Origin of the sequence: Candidatus Kaistella beijingensis (genome assembly GCF_020084865.1) — a bacterium.
Taxonomy (GTDB): Bacteria; Bacteroidota; Bacteroidia; order Flavobacteriales; family Weeksellaceae; genus Kaistella; species Kaistella beijingensis.
Genome location: NZ_CP071953.1, coordinates 2,325,146 through 2,340,598 on the forward strand (window position 1 = coordinate 2,325,146; position 15,453 = coordinate 2,340,598).

The window sequence follows — 15,453 nt, forward strand, 5'->3', positions numbered from 1 at the left end:
TTCTGCGAGAAACTTTGCAATATTAACGCCAAACCACACAAATTGTTTTGTGTGGCTCGGTTCGTTGTATTTTGATTAAAATCTTTAATTAATTTCCGTCTTTTGATAAAAAATCTAAAACAGAATAGTCGCCAAGTGAAATTTCACGCGCAACGCCGAAATATTGTGCAGAATTTCCAATCATGGAATTGCTCAAATTTCCGTGATCAATTACGGTGTTTTCTTGAATTAATGAGTTGTCAATATTTGAATTTACAACTTTCGTATTATTTCCAATAGAAACTTTAGGTCCAATTTTAGAGTTGGAAATTTCTACATTTTCCCCAATAAAACAAGGTGGAATAATCAAACAGTTTTCAATTTTTGCAGAAGCAGGAAATTGCGAGAATTCTGCTCTTTCATACTCCAAAACTTTTCCGTTGGTTTCCACGGTTGCGTTTTTGTTTCCGCAATCCATCCAATCATCAACCTTTCCGAGGGAGAATTTTGCTCCTTTTTGGCGAAGGTTTTCCAAAGCGGTAGTTAATTGATATTCACCACCTTGCTTTATGTCATTGGTCATGATATAATTAATTTCGGCCATTAATTTTTCTGCAGAACTGAAATAATAAATTCCAATGATCGCCAGATCCGAAACAAAAGTTTTTGGTTTTTCTACGAAATCAGTAATAAAGCCATAATCGTCCAATTTCACAACACCAAAAGCAGATGGGTCGTCTACTTTTTTCACCCAAATTACCCCGTCAGAATTTTTATCTAAAACAAAGTCTGCTTTAAATAAAGTGTCCGCAAAAGCTACCACAACATCGCCCTGCATTGAGTTTTCTGCGCATTTAATCGCATGTGCGGTTCCGAGTGGTTCATCTTGTGTGTAAACGCTTCCTTTTGCGCCCAATTTTTCAGCAATCTGAATTAAAGACGCTTCCACTTCAGGTCCGAAATCTCCGATAATAAAAGCGATTTCGTCAATTTTTTCGCCTGCAACTTTGGCAATGTCTTCAACCAATCTTTGTACAATCGGTTTTCCTGCGATCGGGATTAATGGTTTTGGAACAGTTAAAGTGTGTGGTCTCAATCGGGAACCTCTTCCCGCCATCGGAACGATTATTTTCATATCAGAGTTTTATTTCTTAGTCTTATTTGCAAATTTATTAAATTAAAGTCAGCTTCATCGCAATCTTCGCAAGGTATCTTTTTCAAAATAGAAAACAATTGCTAAAAATATGATTAATAATAGGTTTCCTAATATTAAGTTTCCTTTAAAGACATAATAAGAAAGTACGGAAAACAAAATACTCAATCCCAAATAACCCAAAATTTTCTTCATGTGGTAAGGAACGGGATAAAAATATTGCCCAAGAAAATAGGAAACCGTCATCATTGAAAAGTAACTAAAGAAAGTTGCCCAAGTTGAAGCCCAATATCCGTATTTTGGAATGAAATAAAAGTTAATGACAATCGTAACCGCCGCTCCTAAAATGGAAAGATATGCACCGAAAATGGTTTTGTCTGAAAGTTTGTACCAAACCGACATGTTCAAATAAATTCCAAGAAAAACTGCCGCCATCAAAACAATAGGCACAATTGGAATTCCTTCGTTATAGGCAGGATTTGAAAGGTAAAGTTTTCCCAACCAATCTAAATTGGCACAAAGTGCGAGTAAAATTACGCTGTTCACAATCACGAACATATCCATCAGTTTCGCGTAGGATTGTCCCGAATTTTCATTTTTTGCGTGGGAGAAAAAAAAAGGCTCAATTCCTAAAAGATAGGCCTGTCTGAATAAAGTCAAAAAAGTCACGATTTTGCAGACTGCGCCATAAATCGCCATTTGTTCCGTGTTGATTCCATCGGGAAGGAGATATTTTAAAAACTGTCTGTCCATCGTTTCGTTGATGACTCCGGCTAAACCTGCAATCGTAATTGGCCAAGAATATTTCATCATCTGTTTCCACAAGTCCCAACTAAAAGCGGAAAACCTCACGGATTTTAATTCTTGAAAAAGCAATAAAAAAGTAACGGCACTTGCAACCAAATTCGCCACAAAAACATAACCGATTCCGAAATCTTTATTATAAGTAAAGCCGAGAATTCCTTTGTCGCCTAACCTTGGTAAAACCACGATGAATAAAACGACCAGTAAGAAATTCACGACGCCATTAATGATTTTAATTATTGCATATTTTTTTGGCCGTCCTGTTTTTCTTAAAATAACGAAAGGCATCGTTGAAAGTCCGTCCAATCCTAGAACGATAAGCATCATTGTCAATAAATCAACTTGATCGGGAGTTTTGAACGCAATCGCCAAATCCTGTCGGAAAATATAACAGAACAGCATGAAGAGAAACGATGCTCCGACTACACTTAAAGTCGCCGTGGAAATCAGTTTTGTGCTGTTATCTTCTTTCTCTGCAAAACGGAAAAAAGTGGTTTCCATTCCGTGCGAAAGCAATACGATGATGATTCCTGCAACCGAATAGAAGTCGATGAACGGAGCCAACGCTTTCGGACCGAACGCATGCGTTACAAACGGACTGATTATAAAGGGGAACAGGCGTATAATTACGGTGCTTAATCCATAAATCGCCGTTTGTCCGAGTAATTTCTTATACAATTTTTGAAATATTTTCCGCAAAGGTAAATAAATAGATTTGAGATTTGAAGTACGAGATTTGAAATTGCCATCAATAAAATCTAAATTTGTAGAAATCGAAAGCGAATGAAAATCCTTATTAAAAATGCCAAAATCGTCAATGAAAATCAAATTTTTGAGAGTGATTTGTTGATTGAAAAAGACCTCATTTCAAAAATCTCAAAAAATATTTCTGAAGAAGGTGCTGATAAAATTATTGATGCATCAGGAAAATATCTTTTGCCTGGGATTATTGACGACCAAGTACATTTTCGCGAACCTGGACTTACTCACAAAGGTGATATAGAAAGTGAATCGAGAGCAGCAATTGCAGGTGGCGTTACAAGTTTCATCGAGCAACCGAACACGGTTCCAAATGCAGTTACCAAAGAACTTTTGGAAGAAAAATATCAAATTGCGTCTGAAAAATCCTTCGCCAATTACTCCTTTATGATGGGCGGAACGAATGATAATCTTGAAGAAATTTTAAAAACAAACCCGAGAAATGTGGCGGGAATTAAACTTTTTCTCGGTTCATCGACAGGAAATATGTTGGTTGATAATCCCGAAACTTTAGAAAATATTTTCAGCAAAACCAAAATGCTTATCGCGGTTCATTGTGAAGATGAATCTACCATTAGAAAGAATACCGAAATCTACAAGGAAAAATTCGGCGAAGATATTCCGATGATGTACCATCATTTGATTCGAAGTGAAGAAGCTTGTTATCTTTCTTCATCAAAAGCAGTTGAACTTGCAAAAAAAACAGGAGCGAGGCTGCATATTTTCCATGTTTCTACGGCAAAAGAAACGGAGCTTTTTCAAAACAATATTCCCTTAAAAGATAAAAAAATCACCGCAGAAGTTTGCGTACATCACCTCACTTTTACAAATGAAGATTACGAAACAAAAGGAACTTTAATCAAATGGAACCCCGCCGTAAAAACAGAAAAAGATAAAGTTGGACTTTGGGAAGCGCTTTTGGATGATAGAATTGATATCGTTGCAACCGACCACGCTCCACACACTTGGCAAGAAAAACAAAATGTTTACACCAAAGCACCTTCAGGAGCGCCGCTTGTTCAGCATTCTTTGGTTGCGATGATTGAGCATTTCAAGAAGGGCAAAATTTCTTTAGAAAAAATTGTGGAGAAAATGTGTCACAATCCTGCAATCCTTTTTCAGATCGAAAAACGTGGCTTTGTAAAAGAAGGATTCAAAGCGGACTTGGTTTTGGTAGATTTGGATGATGAATTCACCATCTCAAAAGAAAATATTTTGTACAAATGCGGTTGGAGTCCGTTGGAAGGAATGACTTTTCACTCTAAAATAACGCACACTTTTGTCAACGGAAACTTGGTTTTTGAGAACGGGAAGTTTTCTGAAGAAAAGTTTGGGGAGAGATTGTTGTTTGAGAGATAACTATTGGGCTTTTCGGCGGCGGCGAAGCCGCCGCCGAAAAGAATTTCAATCAAAAGTATTAAAAGGTTTCAAAAAGTCTGAATCGCTTCATTTTATTCGCAACATACTTTTTAGATTTTTTAAAATAACTATTTCCCTTAACTTTACAAAAAACCTAAATATGAATATTTACACACAACCTATGCTTCGCGAAGATGCATTGAAAGATAAAGTCGCCATCGTAACAGGAGGCGGAAGCGGACTTGGAAAAGCCATGACCAAATATTTTCTGCAACTCGGCGCGAAAGTCGTCATCACCTCTAGAAATCTTGAAAAATTACAAATCACGGCAAAAGAATTGGAGGAAGAAACAGGCGGAAAAGTGCTTTGTGTTTCCTGCGACGTTAGAAATTGGGATGAAGTGGAAGCAATGAAAGAAGCCGCAATAAAGGAATTTGGTAAAATCGATATTTTACTAAATAATGCGGCGGGAAATTTTATTTCACCAACGGAAAGATTGACGCATTCTGCTTTCGACTCTATTTTAGATATCGTTTTAAAGGGAACAAAAAATTGTACCCTTTCCATCGGAAAATATTGGATTGAAAATAAAATTCCAGGAACCGTTTTAAATATTGTCACTACTTATGCATGGACCGGCTCTGCGTATGTAGTTCCTTCTGCATGTGCAAAAGCGGGCGTTCTCGCGATGACGAGAAGTTTAGCGGTTGAGTGGGCGAAATACGGAATTCGTTTCAACGCCATCGCACCGGGTCCGTTTCCTACAAAAGGAGCATGGGAAAGATTATTGCCCGGAAATTTGGCGGAAAAATTCGATATGAGAAAAAAAGTTCCTTTAAGGCGAGTTGGCGAACATCAGGAGTTAGCGAATCTTGCGGCGTATTTGGTTTCTGATTTTTCAGCTTATGTAAATGGAGAAGTTGTAACTATTGATGGCGGAGAATGGCTTCAAGGTGCAGGAGAATTCAATATGTTGGAGGAAATTCCGCAGGAAATGTGGGATATGTTGGAAGCAATGATTAAGGCAAAAAAATCACAGTGATGATCAGCTAAAATCTTGTGCAATGTTGTAAAGCGTGAAGATGTTGAGCACTTATCAGGATGATCGTATCGAAAACAAACTATTGGAAGACATTTTAATTGCTCAATAGTTGAGTTAAAGTAGTTAAAACTAATACCTCGCAGAAAAAAATGGCGGAAAATTAATCTCCGCCAAATAATAAATTTAATAAACGGAGCAGTAACTCCGAGTGGTTGCAATTTCAAGGCGACTTCCGCAGAAGAACTTGTAATCCCAAATTGCGATTGAACGAAAAAACTAAGAACTATATCTACGCAAAACCCAATGCAAGGAATCTACCGTAGCAGATATTGTGGACCCCATTGAGTGAAGCGGTTTTTAGAATTCTGAAATTCTACTACGAATATAGCGAAAAAAAATTTTTGGGGATGTAGGTTTCAATGTTGCAAAGGGGAATTATCTACGACGATCTCATTTCTTCAAAATCTCTAACTGGTTTGGTCGTGTCAAATCCGCCGATAACGGTTTCGTGATGGCGATCGATGCCGGTATAGTTCAAACTGGAATCTTCGTATCGTTTAAATTTGAAAACAGCGTCGTTCATCAATGCTCCATTAAAAACACCCAAACGTTCCAGCAACGAAAAATCATTTACCGTGAGACCTGTAACTCTTTTAAAAAGTTCGGGTTCCAATTTGGTAATCACATCTTTCAGCGTATGCTCCCGAAAATCGGTTAGATACATAAATACAGGTATTCTTGTTGCAAACTTAATCAGTTTCTCCTGAATTTGCTTTCGCAAACTTTTGGTTTCCTTTTCCTCAGCCGTAAGTTCTCGCTTCTCTTTAGCTGATAATTCTTCGCCCTTGACCGAAGCTTCTTTCTTCGCTTTTTTCACTGCTTCAGATTTATTGATGATCGTTTCAATTTCCTGATTTAAAGAGCGGAATCCTTCAATATTACTTAACGCCTCCATTGCTTGAGCATTGTTTAAAAGTCTTTGCAGCGTTACGTTATCCACATTTACTAGCAAGGCGCTTTCCCAGCGTTTGGCAAGAAGTGTCGCCGTAGTTCCGCTTGTTGCAATGTCAAGGATTTCCGCAGCATCCACTTCCTTCATACTGCTGCCGTCATAAGCAAGGATGGGCAAAAACTTAATGAAATCTGCAACTTTGGTTTCGGGATTTGCATTTGGGTTTATATCAAGCTGATTACTATATGATGCAACTTGGCTTAACGCTCTTGTTGGTGCAAAATCGAAAACATAACATTCGTGTTTAATGATCTCCTCGCTGTTGGGTGAATTTTTGTCGGGGTTCTTCACTGTCCATGGTGTTTGTACACGGAAAACTGCCTGAAAATAAGTTTCGGGACTTGAAGAATTTCTCAGCATAAAAATCCCAGTCCAGGGTTTTACGGAAACACCGGTCGTCAATTTTCCGCAAGACAGCGTAATTGTTTTCGTTTTCAGGGGTTCGCCCATTGCTTTTTTCACCGGCACAAGTGCTTCTACTCCAATACCGGCTGCACTGCCTGCGCAAACTACAACTTCGTAATCATGATAGTAGGTGTTTTGTGGCTGTGCTAAAAGATTTGCCATCGCAAAACATGATGCTACATTGGGCAAAAACCAAAATGTATGTTGCAGTACATTGAGCAAGCGGATATCAGAATAGGGCATCGGTGGTTTCTTTTTGCCCAGCTTCAGGTCATCTACCAGAGTTTCGGTGTATTGTCCGCGGATCAGGTTCAGCCATTTTTGTACCTCATCTTCATATTTGAATTTTGCGCGAACTCCTTCACCATCTGCCGAAAAAAACAAATTCAAATCAAACTCATTAAATTCACCTTTCAGTGCAATCTGCTGTATTTCTTCCGGAAGCTGGTAAGTCAGCATTACCATTCGCGGCAGTGAAGCATAAGGATTATCATCACCTTTCCATTCTTCTTTAGCTTTCTGTTCGTCGGAATAAGTCCAGTTGAAAATCTGTTCTTCAATAAATTCTCCCGAACCGATAGCGCGGAACGGCGTTCCTGAAAGATAGAGATAATGGCTTGTCTTGATCGGGATGAGTTTTTCATCGAAATAATCCGGAGTATCCATTTCCATTTCTTCCAGCTCGGCTTCTATTTGTTCGAAGTCCCGCTTTTCTTCTTTACCGAAAAGGTCTTTGGCATTTTCTCGCCAAGCTCCGTAATGGTATTCATCGAAGATCACGCAGTCCCATTCCTCATTGTGTATCCATTCGTTTTTTACTTTGATGCCTCCTGTTTTGGTATCTTTCCCTAAAACATCCTGAAACGAGGCGAAGTACACAAACGGTTTTTTACGGTCGATATCTTTTTCTTTTAAATCTTCGTCTTTTTGCGATACAAACTGCCAGTTTTTGAAATCAATATGCGAAAGCAAATCCTCGCGCCATGCGCTGAGAACCGCAGGTTTGAAGGTTAGCACCAAAATTTTCTTCCAGCCCATTTCTTTTGCCAACTGATACGATGCAAAGGTTTTCCCGAAACGCATTTTGGCATTCCACAAAAAATGAGGAATAATGCCTTCTTCGTCCTCGAAAGACTTAAAATATCGTGCGGTTTTATCTACTGCTGCCTTTTGTTCGGGGCGCATTCTAAAATCTTGGGTGCGTTTCTGTTCGTTCTCAATACCTTTTCGTTCGGCGATGATGCTTGCAAGCACTTCTTCTTTAGCACAGCTGTACCATTCTCCGGCGGCATTGTTGATCTCCCATTTTTTAAGGCGTTTGTGAATCACCTTGTCTGTAAAAAAAGTACCGTCTTCGCGAATGGCGAGCTCATCCAGCACAATCTCATAAGACTGAGAAGGAAGATTAACGGGATATTGTTCCTTGATTCGTTCCTGGGCAGATTTTGTGGTGTAGCCTACCTTCAGCATATTGGGATAGCGACTGTCTTGGTAGGCGTATATTCTTGGGATTTGTTTGGCGGGAAAAAGTTCGGTGGGCATACTGTGTTTTTTTCTTGTTGAATGTTTTATTCCATTGGTCTAACCAATTTCTCAATAAGACGTATTTCCTCATCAGAAAGATTATACTTATTGTAAAGTTTCACATCTGTCCATTCTTCATTAAAGTTTTGAATAGGGACAAGCTGGTATACGCCTTTAGGTGCATTTTGGGTATTTTTAACCAAAAGGACTAAAAATCTAAAAAAACGCGTACGCATATATGAAATAACATTCTCACATTTCTTTTCAGAAGCAAATGGACCTACAACAAGATATGTTTCCGTACAAATAGAACCTCTTTCGCCTAAAAAAGGCTTACCGGTAACCCAAAAATTCGTGGCTATTCTTTCGCCATAAGCCTTTGCTGTATATACTTTTGGCAGATTAACCCAATCTTTATTATTTAGTACATTTTCATCTGTAGTATAAGAAATTCCTGCACTCGTATAAACCTTAACATTACCGCTGTTGCTACCTCTAAAATTTGTAGTTAAACCGAAAGGCTTTCTTGAACTCACCACAGTCATAAATGATTTCTCATTGAATTGCTCTAGTTTTCGTATAATAGGAATTGCATCATTATATCGAATAAAAATATCTGCATTATTCTCTTTTAATGGGCGAGTCATTTCAGAAATAACCTTATTATCTTCGATAGTTCGAACTACACAATCCCCATTGTAATCATTTTGCCATAAAAAATAAGTTATTCCGCCAGAGATATCAACACCTGGAAAACAATCAGTAGAATTAATAAAATCGACTAATATCCTCATTTTATTTCCCGATAGCATCAAGTCCCGAAATTCATCAAGCCCCTTACCTCCAGAAAACCACCGAGCAGGTATGATTACACTAATAAATTTCGGCTGCAATTTTATTGCTTGTTCAATAAATTTATGATATAGCGGCATTGCACTTGAACCATGCCCCCCATCACTCAACTGATACGGCGGGTTTCCTATAATGACATCAAACTGCATATTTTCAAAAGGGTTTTTGTTGTGTATAAACATGTAGGCGTGGCTTTCCAAGCCTTCTCTTATTTCCTCGCCCATCACATCTTTGCTTACGCCGCAATAGATACATTTGCCATTAGTATCCCAAGTATGCGGGATGTTTTCGTAGGCAATATTTCCTTCGGGGTTTGCAAAAATGTCGGCAACAGAAAATTCGCCGTCTGCATTTTTGGTACAGTACAAACTTCTCCTTGCCAAAAGAGAGGTAAGTTCTGTAATGGCAATTCCGTAAATTTGGTTTGCCATAATATGGTTAATGCGCGTTTGCAAATCGGGAATCTGCGTTTCCAGACCGGTAATGAGACGTTTGGTAATCTCCCGCAGAAAAACGCCCGACTTGGTAAACGGATCCAGAAATTTAGCTTCGGGATTGCTCCAAAGCTCCACAGGAAGCAGGTCCAGCATTTGGTTGGCAATTTGCGGCGGTGTGAAGACCTCATCGTTGCTCAGGTTGGCAAGGCAGGTCAGCACATCGGGGTTATATTCCGTCCTCATCATCTCGGTAAAGTTTTAGGTAGTGTTTCGGCTTGGGCGGATTGGGATCCTGCTGTTCTGCAAACAAGGACTGCATTCCTTGTTTTACATTGGATATTTCGCGGTAATCGAAAAAGTTCTGAATCACTTTTCCGTCCGTTTGCAAACTCCAATGGGTGAAGATGATGGGATCACCATCTTTGGTGGTATAGTCCAACGCATTTCCGCAAATGATGTTGGTATGCAGAATATGCTGCACACTTTTCATCAGGTGGGTGAAATCTTCGTGCGTTTTAAATTTTTTGGGATAGTCGGCTTCGATTTTGGTGTAGAGTCGTTCACGGCATTCTGCGGCATTGTCTTCCAGAAGTTCTACGCCATAGATGCTGTACACCGCAACGATAAGGTTTTTGTCGAACTCAGTCCGGCTGTTTTTGTATTTGGAGAGCAAGACTTGCAATTTGCGGTGCAAAATCTCAATCAGAAAATTTCCGGAACCACAAGCGGGTTCCAGAAAAGTAGCATCAATACGTTCGGTTTGGTCTTTCACCAAATCGAGCATCGCCTTTACCTCGCGTTCGTTGGTAAACACTTCGCCATGGTCTGCGACGCGTTTGCGCGATTTTACCTGCATTGCATCCAATAAGTTATTCTGCGCCGTTCCAAGAGCAGATTAAACAATAAAGGATAAGCGCTGGAACAAAATTTTATTCAATTACTGAACAAGCAGCCACACAGCAAAGAAGACTTAAAGTCTTCTTCGCCTTTTTGCTAACTAAATTCTGTGTTGCTACTTAAAAATTTTCCAGATTTCGGGCAGCAGAATAAAATTAGCACTTATCAATAGAAAAGCGTGGTACTAAACAAATCCTGCCGCCCGCGGTTCTGGAAAACCTAGCAACACAGAAAAGTAAAGCCCACGCCAACGGTGAGCATTCACATTTTGAACTGTGTTGCAAATAAAATTTTCCAGATTTCGGGCAACAGAACAAAAGCCAACGCTTTTATTTTCGTAAAAATTTATCAAATATAGAAAAAAATTGCATATAAAATTGTGGTCAAATGAAATCTTGAGAATAATTTCATAGGTTGCACCGTTGGAAATTTGAAGCAATACTTCGCTTTTTCACAGTTGGAGATTTGGGATTCATTTGCCTTCACCAGAATCATTACTGTTACTTATAAAATAAGTAAAAACAAAAAAGCAACCAACTGAATATCAGTTGATTGCTAAATTATATTGTAGACCGACAGGGATTCGAACCCCAGATGACTGAACCAAAATCAGTAGTGTTACCGCTACACCATCGGTCTGTCTTGTTTTGAGTGGTGCAAATTTAATAATATTTTTTTGTTGAGCAAATTTATTTCACCAAAAAATATTTGTTGCAGAAGACACCTTCAATATTTTTATTATTTATTGGTGAAAAAACGGTTGTGAAAAGCGGGAGAATTTACGTACTTTTGAAGAAATAATATTTACAGATGAGCAGTATTGAAGATAAGAAAAAAGCACTCGCGTTGGTGCTTGACAAGCTTGATAAAACCTACGGAAAAGGAACAGTGATGACTTTGGGCGACGCTTCGGTGGATGATTCGATTGAGGTGATTCCTTCTGGTTCGCTTGGTTTGGATTTGGCTTTGGGAGTTGGTGGTTATCCGCGAGGAAGAGTAATTGAAATTTACGGACCCGAATCTTCAGGGAAAACAACTTTAACTTTGCATGCAATTGCAGAAGCACAAAAAGCGGGGGGAATTGCAGCATTCATTGATGCGGAACATGCTTTTGACAGACATTATGCATCCAAGTTGGGAATTAATCTTGATGATTTAATTATTTCACAACCCGATAATGGTGAACAAGCTTTGGAAATTGCGGATAATTTAATTCGCTCCGGAGCGGTTGATATTGTGGTAATCGACTCGGTTGCTGCATTGACGCCAAAAGCGGAAATTGAAGGCGAAATGGGAGATTCCAAAATGGGACTTCATGCGAGATTGATGTCGCAAGCTTTGAGAAAGTTGACGGCAACGATTTCCAGAACTAAATGTACCGTGATTTTCATTAACCAATTAAGAGAAAAAATCGGTGTGATGTTTGGAAATCCTGAAACGACAACGGGAGGAAATGCCTTGAAATTTTACGCTTCGGTGAGAATTGACATCAGAAAAGCAAGCGCGCCAATTAAATCTGGTGACGAAGCGGTTGGAAGCAGAGTGAAAGTAAAAATCGTGAAGAATAAAGTTGCTCCACCTTTCAAACAAGCCGAATTCGATATTATGTACGGAGAAGGTGTTTCTAAAGTTGGTGAAATTCTAGATACCGCAGTTGATATGGGAATTGTGAAGAAAAGCGGTTCTTGGTTCAGCTATGAAGACACTAAACTTGGACAGGGAAGAGATTCCGTAAAAGATATGCTGAAAGATAATCCCGATTTAGCGGATGAATTGGAAGCAAAAATAAAGGAACAGATTAAAGAATCAAAATAAAAAAATGACTGCGAAAGCGGTCATTTTTGTTTTATAGCTCTTGCAAAGGATTCCAAAATAGAGTTTTAAAGTTTTGTATTTTGTTGAACTTCACTTCAACTCCTTCTTCTCCCAACTTTACAACGAAATCATGAAGACAATTTGCCGTGATTTTCCCTGAAGAACTGCAAACTCGATGCGCAGGAAAATCTTCATCGTAATTTCGTAAAGCATTTCCCACATGTCGTGCATGATTGGGATAACCGACTGCTTTTGCAATCGCTCCATAACTCGTCACTCTTCCCGAAGGAATTAATTTGATGATTTCGAAGACTTGTTGTTTGAAAAGGTCGTTCATTTTGGGTGCGAGTTACGAGATTCGAGATTCGAGATTCGAGATTCGATTGATTAACTTTCAAAATTACGGTTTTTTTAGTGGAGATGTTTTTTGGGTGCGAGCGAAGCGAGCGCCAAAAAGAGTTTTTGTAGAGTAGCCCTTTAAAAGGAAAAATGTACTTTATTTCTAGCCCCGATTGCAGAGAAAATCCTTTTTTGCGGCGGCGAAGCCGCCGCAAAAAAGATTGCAACGGAAAGCGGGACCAAGTTATAAAAGAAGTTCAAACCTTCTTGCTCCTAATTAAAAAAGTCGCTCCAGGAAGCGACTTTTCGTAATTCAAATTTCGTAATTCGAATTTTTTAAGAGTTTTCCAAAATATATTGGAACATCAATGGTGCACAAATCGTGGCGTCGCTTTCAACGATGTATTTCGGTGTACTGATATCGAGTTTTCCCCAAGTGATTTTTTCGTTCGGAACCGCTCCTGAATAGGAACCGTAAGAAGTCGTAGAATCCGAAATCTGACAGAAATACGACCAAAACGGAATGTCGTGCATTTCCAAATCCTGATAAAGCATCGGAACTACGCAGATTGGGAAATCTCCAGCAATTCCACCACCGATTTGGAAAAATCCAACGCCTTTTCCGCCGGAATTTTTTGGGTACCAATCGGCAAGGAAAGTCATGTATTCAATTCCCGATTTCATGGTGGAAGGTTTCAAATCACCTTTGATACAGTAACTCGCGAAAATATTCCCCATCGTGGAATCTTCCCATCCCGGAACTACAATCGGTAAATTCTTCTCTGCCGCTGCAATCATCCATGAATTTTCACGTGGAATTTCGTAGTACTGCTCTAGAACACCCGACAAAATCATCTTGTACATGTATTCGTGCGGGAAATATCTTTCGCCTTTGTTGTCGGCATCTTTCCAAATTTCGTAGATGTGTTTCTGCAATCTTCTAAACGCTTCTTCTTCGGGAATACAGGTGTCGGTAACTCTGTTTAAGCCTTTTTCCAACAAAGCCCACTCTTGTTCCGGCGTCAAATCACGATAATTCGGAACTCTTTCGTAATGCGAATGCGCTACAAGATTCATTAAATCTTCCTCCAAATTCGCACCGGTACACGAGATAATGGCCACTTTATCCTGACGAATCATCTCCGCCAAAATCTTTCCGAGTTCTGCAGTGGACATTGCTCCTGCAAGTGAAATCAGCATTTTTCCGCCATCTTTTAAATGGGCGACATATCCTTTGGAAGCATCCACCAAAGCTGCCGCGTTGAAGTGCAGATAATATTTTTCGATAAATTCTGTAATCGGTTTGTTCATATCTTGATTATTTTTTACGATTTAACAAAGATAGGGATTTGGGTTGGAAGCGGGAAGTTGGGAGTTGGAAGTTTTTTAAAGACAAATTTTGGAGCCCGTGTGTTTTGATGTAAGAAATTCGTTGTCATTTATAGTACAATTTTTCCCACATATAACAATTAACTTGATAAAAAGCAATTATTTAGGATTTCAAAGTCTGAATCTTCGGTTTTCTTTTTTCTCGGAGAGCTTCTTCTTATTGTCAAGACGTTTTGCGATTTGTCCTTTTGATGGTTTGCTTGCTTTTCTTGGTTTTGGTTTGATTAATGATTTATTCACCAATTCAAGAATTCTTTCTGTTGCGATTTTTTTGTTTTGAAGTTGGGTTCTGCTTTCCGTAACGGTAAGTTGCAATAATCCTTCTGAATTAATTCGGTTTTTTAGTTTTTCTGAAATCAATTCTTTTTCCTCTTCGTTGAAAAATTCACTTTCTGAAACCATCCAAATGACGGTGACAGAAGTTTCCACCTTATTCACGTTTTGTCCACCTGCGCCGCTGCTGCGGGAAGTTTTGTAAGTGAGTTCTTTGGTGAAATCTTTCATAAGTTTGCTGTTGTAATTCGCTCCTTTGGAGGGGTGGATTGTAAAATTCAAGGAATTTTAGAAGACGGGGTGGTTTATTTAATTAAACTATTTAATAATTTCAATCGATCAATTTTCCCATTCGGCAATCTAGGAAATTCTTTTTTAAAAACGACTTTTTTCGGCTTGTGGTTTTTTGATGGATAAACGATGGCAGATAATTGATTTTTTATTTCATCGCTTTCATTTCCTTCAATTAATAAAACTAATTTTTGACCAAGTTTTTGGTCGTTGATCCCAACGAAAACAACCTCGTTAGAAATTTGATTATTTACTAACTTTCCCAATTCTTCGGGGTGAATTTTTAATCCGCCGGAATTGATAACGTTATCAAGCCTGCCTAAAAACTTAAATTGTTTTTTGTCAGACTCATGAAAGTCTAAATCTTTCAGCTCAACTAAATCGTTAGTTTTAAGAGGTTGAGGATTCAATTTTGGTGCGGAAATCACCAAACATCCTCTTTCGTCTAGAGCTATTTCCACATCCTTTAAAACCGTAAAATAATCTTCCGCTATTGGATAAATTTGCTGTAAGGCAATGTGGGAAAGCGTTTCGCTCATTCCGTAGGTTTCGTAGATTTTCGTTTGAGCGTTTGAGTTTTTACATTTTTGGGTTAATTTTTCTTTTAAAGTTGCTGAAACTTGCGCTCCACCGATAATTAAATTTTTGATAAGGTGGATTTTATCTAAAGAATTTTCAACTTGAAGTGGAGACATCGCACAGAAATCAATTTCTTCATTAAAAAACTCCATCGGTGCAGAAGTTGGATTTACAATGGAAAGTTTTAATCCTCTTTCAATAGAGCGAACCAACATCATTTTGCCGGAAATGTATTCTACAGGAAGACAGAGTAGGGCGGAATTACCTTTTTTCAACTTTAGAAAATCACAAGTCATTTTTGCAGAATTCAACATGCGCTGTTTCTCAACTTCAAAAATTTTTGGTTTTCCTGTTGAACCGGATGTTTGTACAGAAACCATTTCGGAATCTGAGAACCAGTCTTCTAAAAAAGAAACCACTTTTTCCTCAAATTCAGTTTGTGGAGAAAGTGAATTTAAATTGATGATTTCAGAAAATTTTAATTTCATGATGAAAGTTAAATTCTGTAAACTGAATTTTCTTGGCTCTTTATTCTTGGTTCTTG

12 protein-coding genes and 1 tRNA gene are annotated in these 15,453 nt (G+C 38.6%); 3 read left to right on the plus strand and 10 right to left on the minus strand.

The features are described from left to right. Positions 1-88: 88 nt before the first annotated feature. Both J4771_RS10845 and J4771_RS10850 read right to left on the minus strand, forming a co-directional pair. Positions 89-1,114, minus strand: coding sequence for a sugar phosphate nucleotidyltransferase (locus tag J4771_RS10845; RefSeq protein ID WP_224135021.1), 1,026 nt, complete (start codon positions 1,112-1,114; stop codon positions 89-91). A gap of 54 nt (positions 1,115-1,168) precedes the next feature. Then, positions 1,169-2,614 carry an oligosaccharide flippase family protein gene (locus J4771_RS10850; protein ID WP_224135022.1) on the minus strand — a complete coding sequence of 482 codons (1,446 nt, stop codon included), beginning with the start codon at positions 2,612-2,614 and terminating at the stop codon, positions 1,169-1,171. Between the two features lie 105 nt (positions 2,615-2,719). On the opposite strand from J4771_RS10850, the gene J4771_RS10855 reads away from it, so the two are divergent. Next, positions 2,720-4,054, plus strand: a complete 1,335-nt coding sequence (locus J4771_RS10855) for a dihydroorotase (protein ID WP_224135023.1) — start codon at positions 2,720-2,722, stop codon at positions 4,052-4,054. A 160-nt stretch (positions 4,055-4,214) separates the two neighbouring features. Continuing rightward, positions 4,215-5,096, plus strand: coding sequence for an SDR family oxidoreductase (locus J4771_RS10860; protein WP_224135024.1), 882 nt, complete (start codon positions 4,215-4,217; stop codon positions 5,094-5,096). A gap of 439 nt (positions 5,097-5,535) precedes the next feature. Here J4771_RS10860 and J4771_RS10865 read toward each other — a convergent pair whose 3' ends face one another. The 4 genes from J4771_RS10865 to J4771_RS10880 form a co-directional block, all read right to left on the minus strand. Continuing rightward, positions 5,536-8,055 (minus strand): GIY-YIG nuclease family protein, encoded by a 2,520-nt coding sequence (locus tag J4771_RS10865; protein ID WP_224135025.1) that lies wholly within the window; start codon positions 8,053-8,055, stop codon positions 5,536-5,538. A gap of 26 nt (positions 8,056-8,081) precedes the next feature. Beyond that, the gene (locus tag J4771_RS10870) at positions 8,082-9,572 is read right to left on the minus strand and encodes an Eco57I restriction-modification methylase domain-containing protein (RefSeq protein ID WP_224135026.1); all 1,491 of its coding nucleotides are present in this window, start codon (positions 9,570-9,572) and stop codon (positions 8,082-8,084) included. After that, positions 9,553-10,182, minus strand: a complete 630-nt coding sequence (locus tag J4771_RS10875; RefSeq protein WP_224135027.1) for a DNA methyltransferase — start codon at positions 10,180-10,182, stop codon at positions 9,553-9,555. The genes J4771_RS10870 and J4771_RS10875 overlap by 20 nt, the downstream gene beginning before the upstream one ends. A 609-nt stretch (positions 10,183-10,791) precedes the next feature. Beyond that, positions 10,792-10,862: transfer RNA gene (locus J4771_RS10880), tRNA-Gln, on the minus strand. Between the two features lie 171 nt (positions 10,863-11,033). Between J4771_RS10880 and recA the strand changes: the two genes are divergently transcribed. Continuing rightward, the gene (gene recA / locus J4771_RS10885; protein ID WP_224135028.1) at positions 11,034-12,038 is read left to right on the plus strand and encodes a recombinase RecA; all 1,005 of its coding nucleotides are present in this window, start codon (positions 11,034-11,036) and stop codon (positions 12,036-12,038) included. Between the two features lie 31 nt (positions 12,039-12,069). Here the strand turns inward: recA and J4771_RS10890 are convergent, their stop codons facing one another. The 4 genes from J4771_RS10890 to J4771_RS10905 all read right to left on the minus strand — a co-directional run bounded on the left by J4771_RS10890 (position 12,070) and on the right by J4771_RS10905 (position 15,397). Then, positions 12,070-12,375: an MGMT family protein gene (locus tag J4771_RS10890; protein ID WP_224135029.1), complete on the minus strand. Its 306-nt coding sequence runs from the start codon at positions 12,373-12,375 to the stop codon at positions 12,070-12,072. Between the two features lie 338 nt (positions 12,376-12,713). After that, the gene (locus tag J4771_RS10895; RefSeq protein WP_224135030.1) at positions 12,714-13,688 is read right to left on the minus strand and encodes a deoxyhypusine synthase family protein; all 975 of its coding nucleotides are present in this window, start codon (positions 13,686-13,688) and stop codon (positions 12,714-12,716) included. 189 nt (positions 13,689-13,877) lie between these two features. Beyond that, entirely contained in the window at positions 13,878-14,270 is a 393-nt protein-coding gene (arfB, locus tag J4771_RS10900; RefSeq protein ID WP_224137829.1) for an alternative ribosome rescue aminoacyl-tRNA hydrolase ArfB, read from the minus strand. A 74-nt stretch (positions 14,271-14,344) separates the two neighbouring features. After that, positions 14,345-15,397 (minus strand): AMP-binding protein, encoded by a 1,053-nt coding sequence (locus J4771_RS10905; RefSeq protein ID WP_224135031.1) that lies wholly within the window; start codon positions 15,395-15,397, stop codon positions 14,345-14,347. Positions 15,398-15,453: the final 56 nt, after the last annotated feature.

What these genes read in the sequence shown, in the direction of transcription:
- J4771_RS10845 (WP_224135021.1), bottom strand. Translation starts at nt 1,114, where the DNA reads ATGAAAATAATCGTTCCGATGGCGGGAAGAGGTTCCCGATTGAGACCA.
- J4771_RS10855 (WP_224135023.1), top strand. Translation starts at nt 2,720, where the DNA reads ATGAAAATCCTTATTAAAAATGCCAAAATCGTCAATGAAAATCAAATT.
- J4771_RS10860 (WP_224135024.1), top strand. Translation starts at nt 4,215, where the DNA reads ATGAATATTTACACACAACCTATGCTTCGCGAAGATGCATTGAAAGAT.
- J4771_RS10865 (WP_224135025.1), bottom strand. Translation starts at nt 8,055, where the DNA reads ATGCCCACCGAACTTTTTCCCGCCAAACAAATCCCAAGAATATACGCC.
- J4771_RS10870 (WP_224135026.1), bottom strand. Translation starts at nt 9,572, where the DNA reads ATGATGAGGACGGAATATAACCCCGATGTGCTGACCTGCCTTGCCAAC.
- J4771_RS10875 (WP_224135027.1), bottom strand. Translation starts at nt 10,182, where the DNA reads ATGCAGGTAAAATCGCGCAAACGCGTCGCAGACCATGGCGAAGTGTTT.
- recA (WP_224135028.1), top strand. Translation starts at nt 11,034, where the DNA reads ATGAGCAGTATTGAAGATAAGAAAAAAGCACTCGCGTTGGTGCTTGAC.
- J4771_RS10890 (WP_224135029.1), bottom strand. Translation starts at nt 12,375, where the DNA reads ATGAACGACCTTTTCAAACAACAAGTCTTCGAAATCATCAAATTAATT.
- J4771_RS10895 (WP_224135030.1), bottom strand. Translation starts at nt 13,688, where the DNA reads ATGAACAAACCGATTACAGAATTTATCGAAAAATATTATCTGCACTTC.
- arfB (WP_224137829.1), bottom strand. Translation starts at nt 14,270, where the DNA reads ATGAAAGATTTCACCAAAGAACTCACTTACAAAACTTCCCGCAGCAGC.
- J4771_RS10905 (WP_224135031.1), bottom strand. Translation starts at nt 15,397, where the DNA reads ATGAAATTAAAATTTTCTGAAATCATCAATTTAAATTCACTTTCTCCA.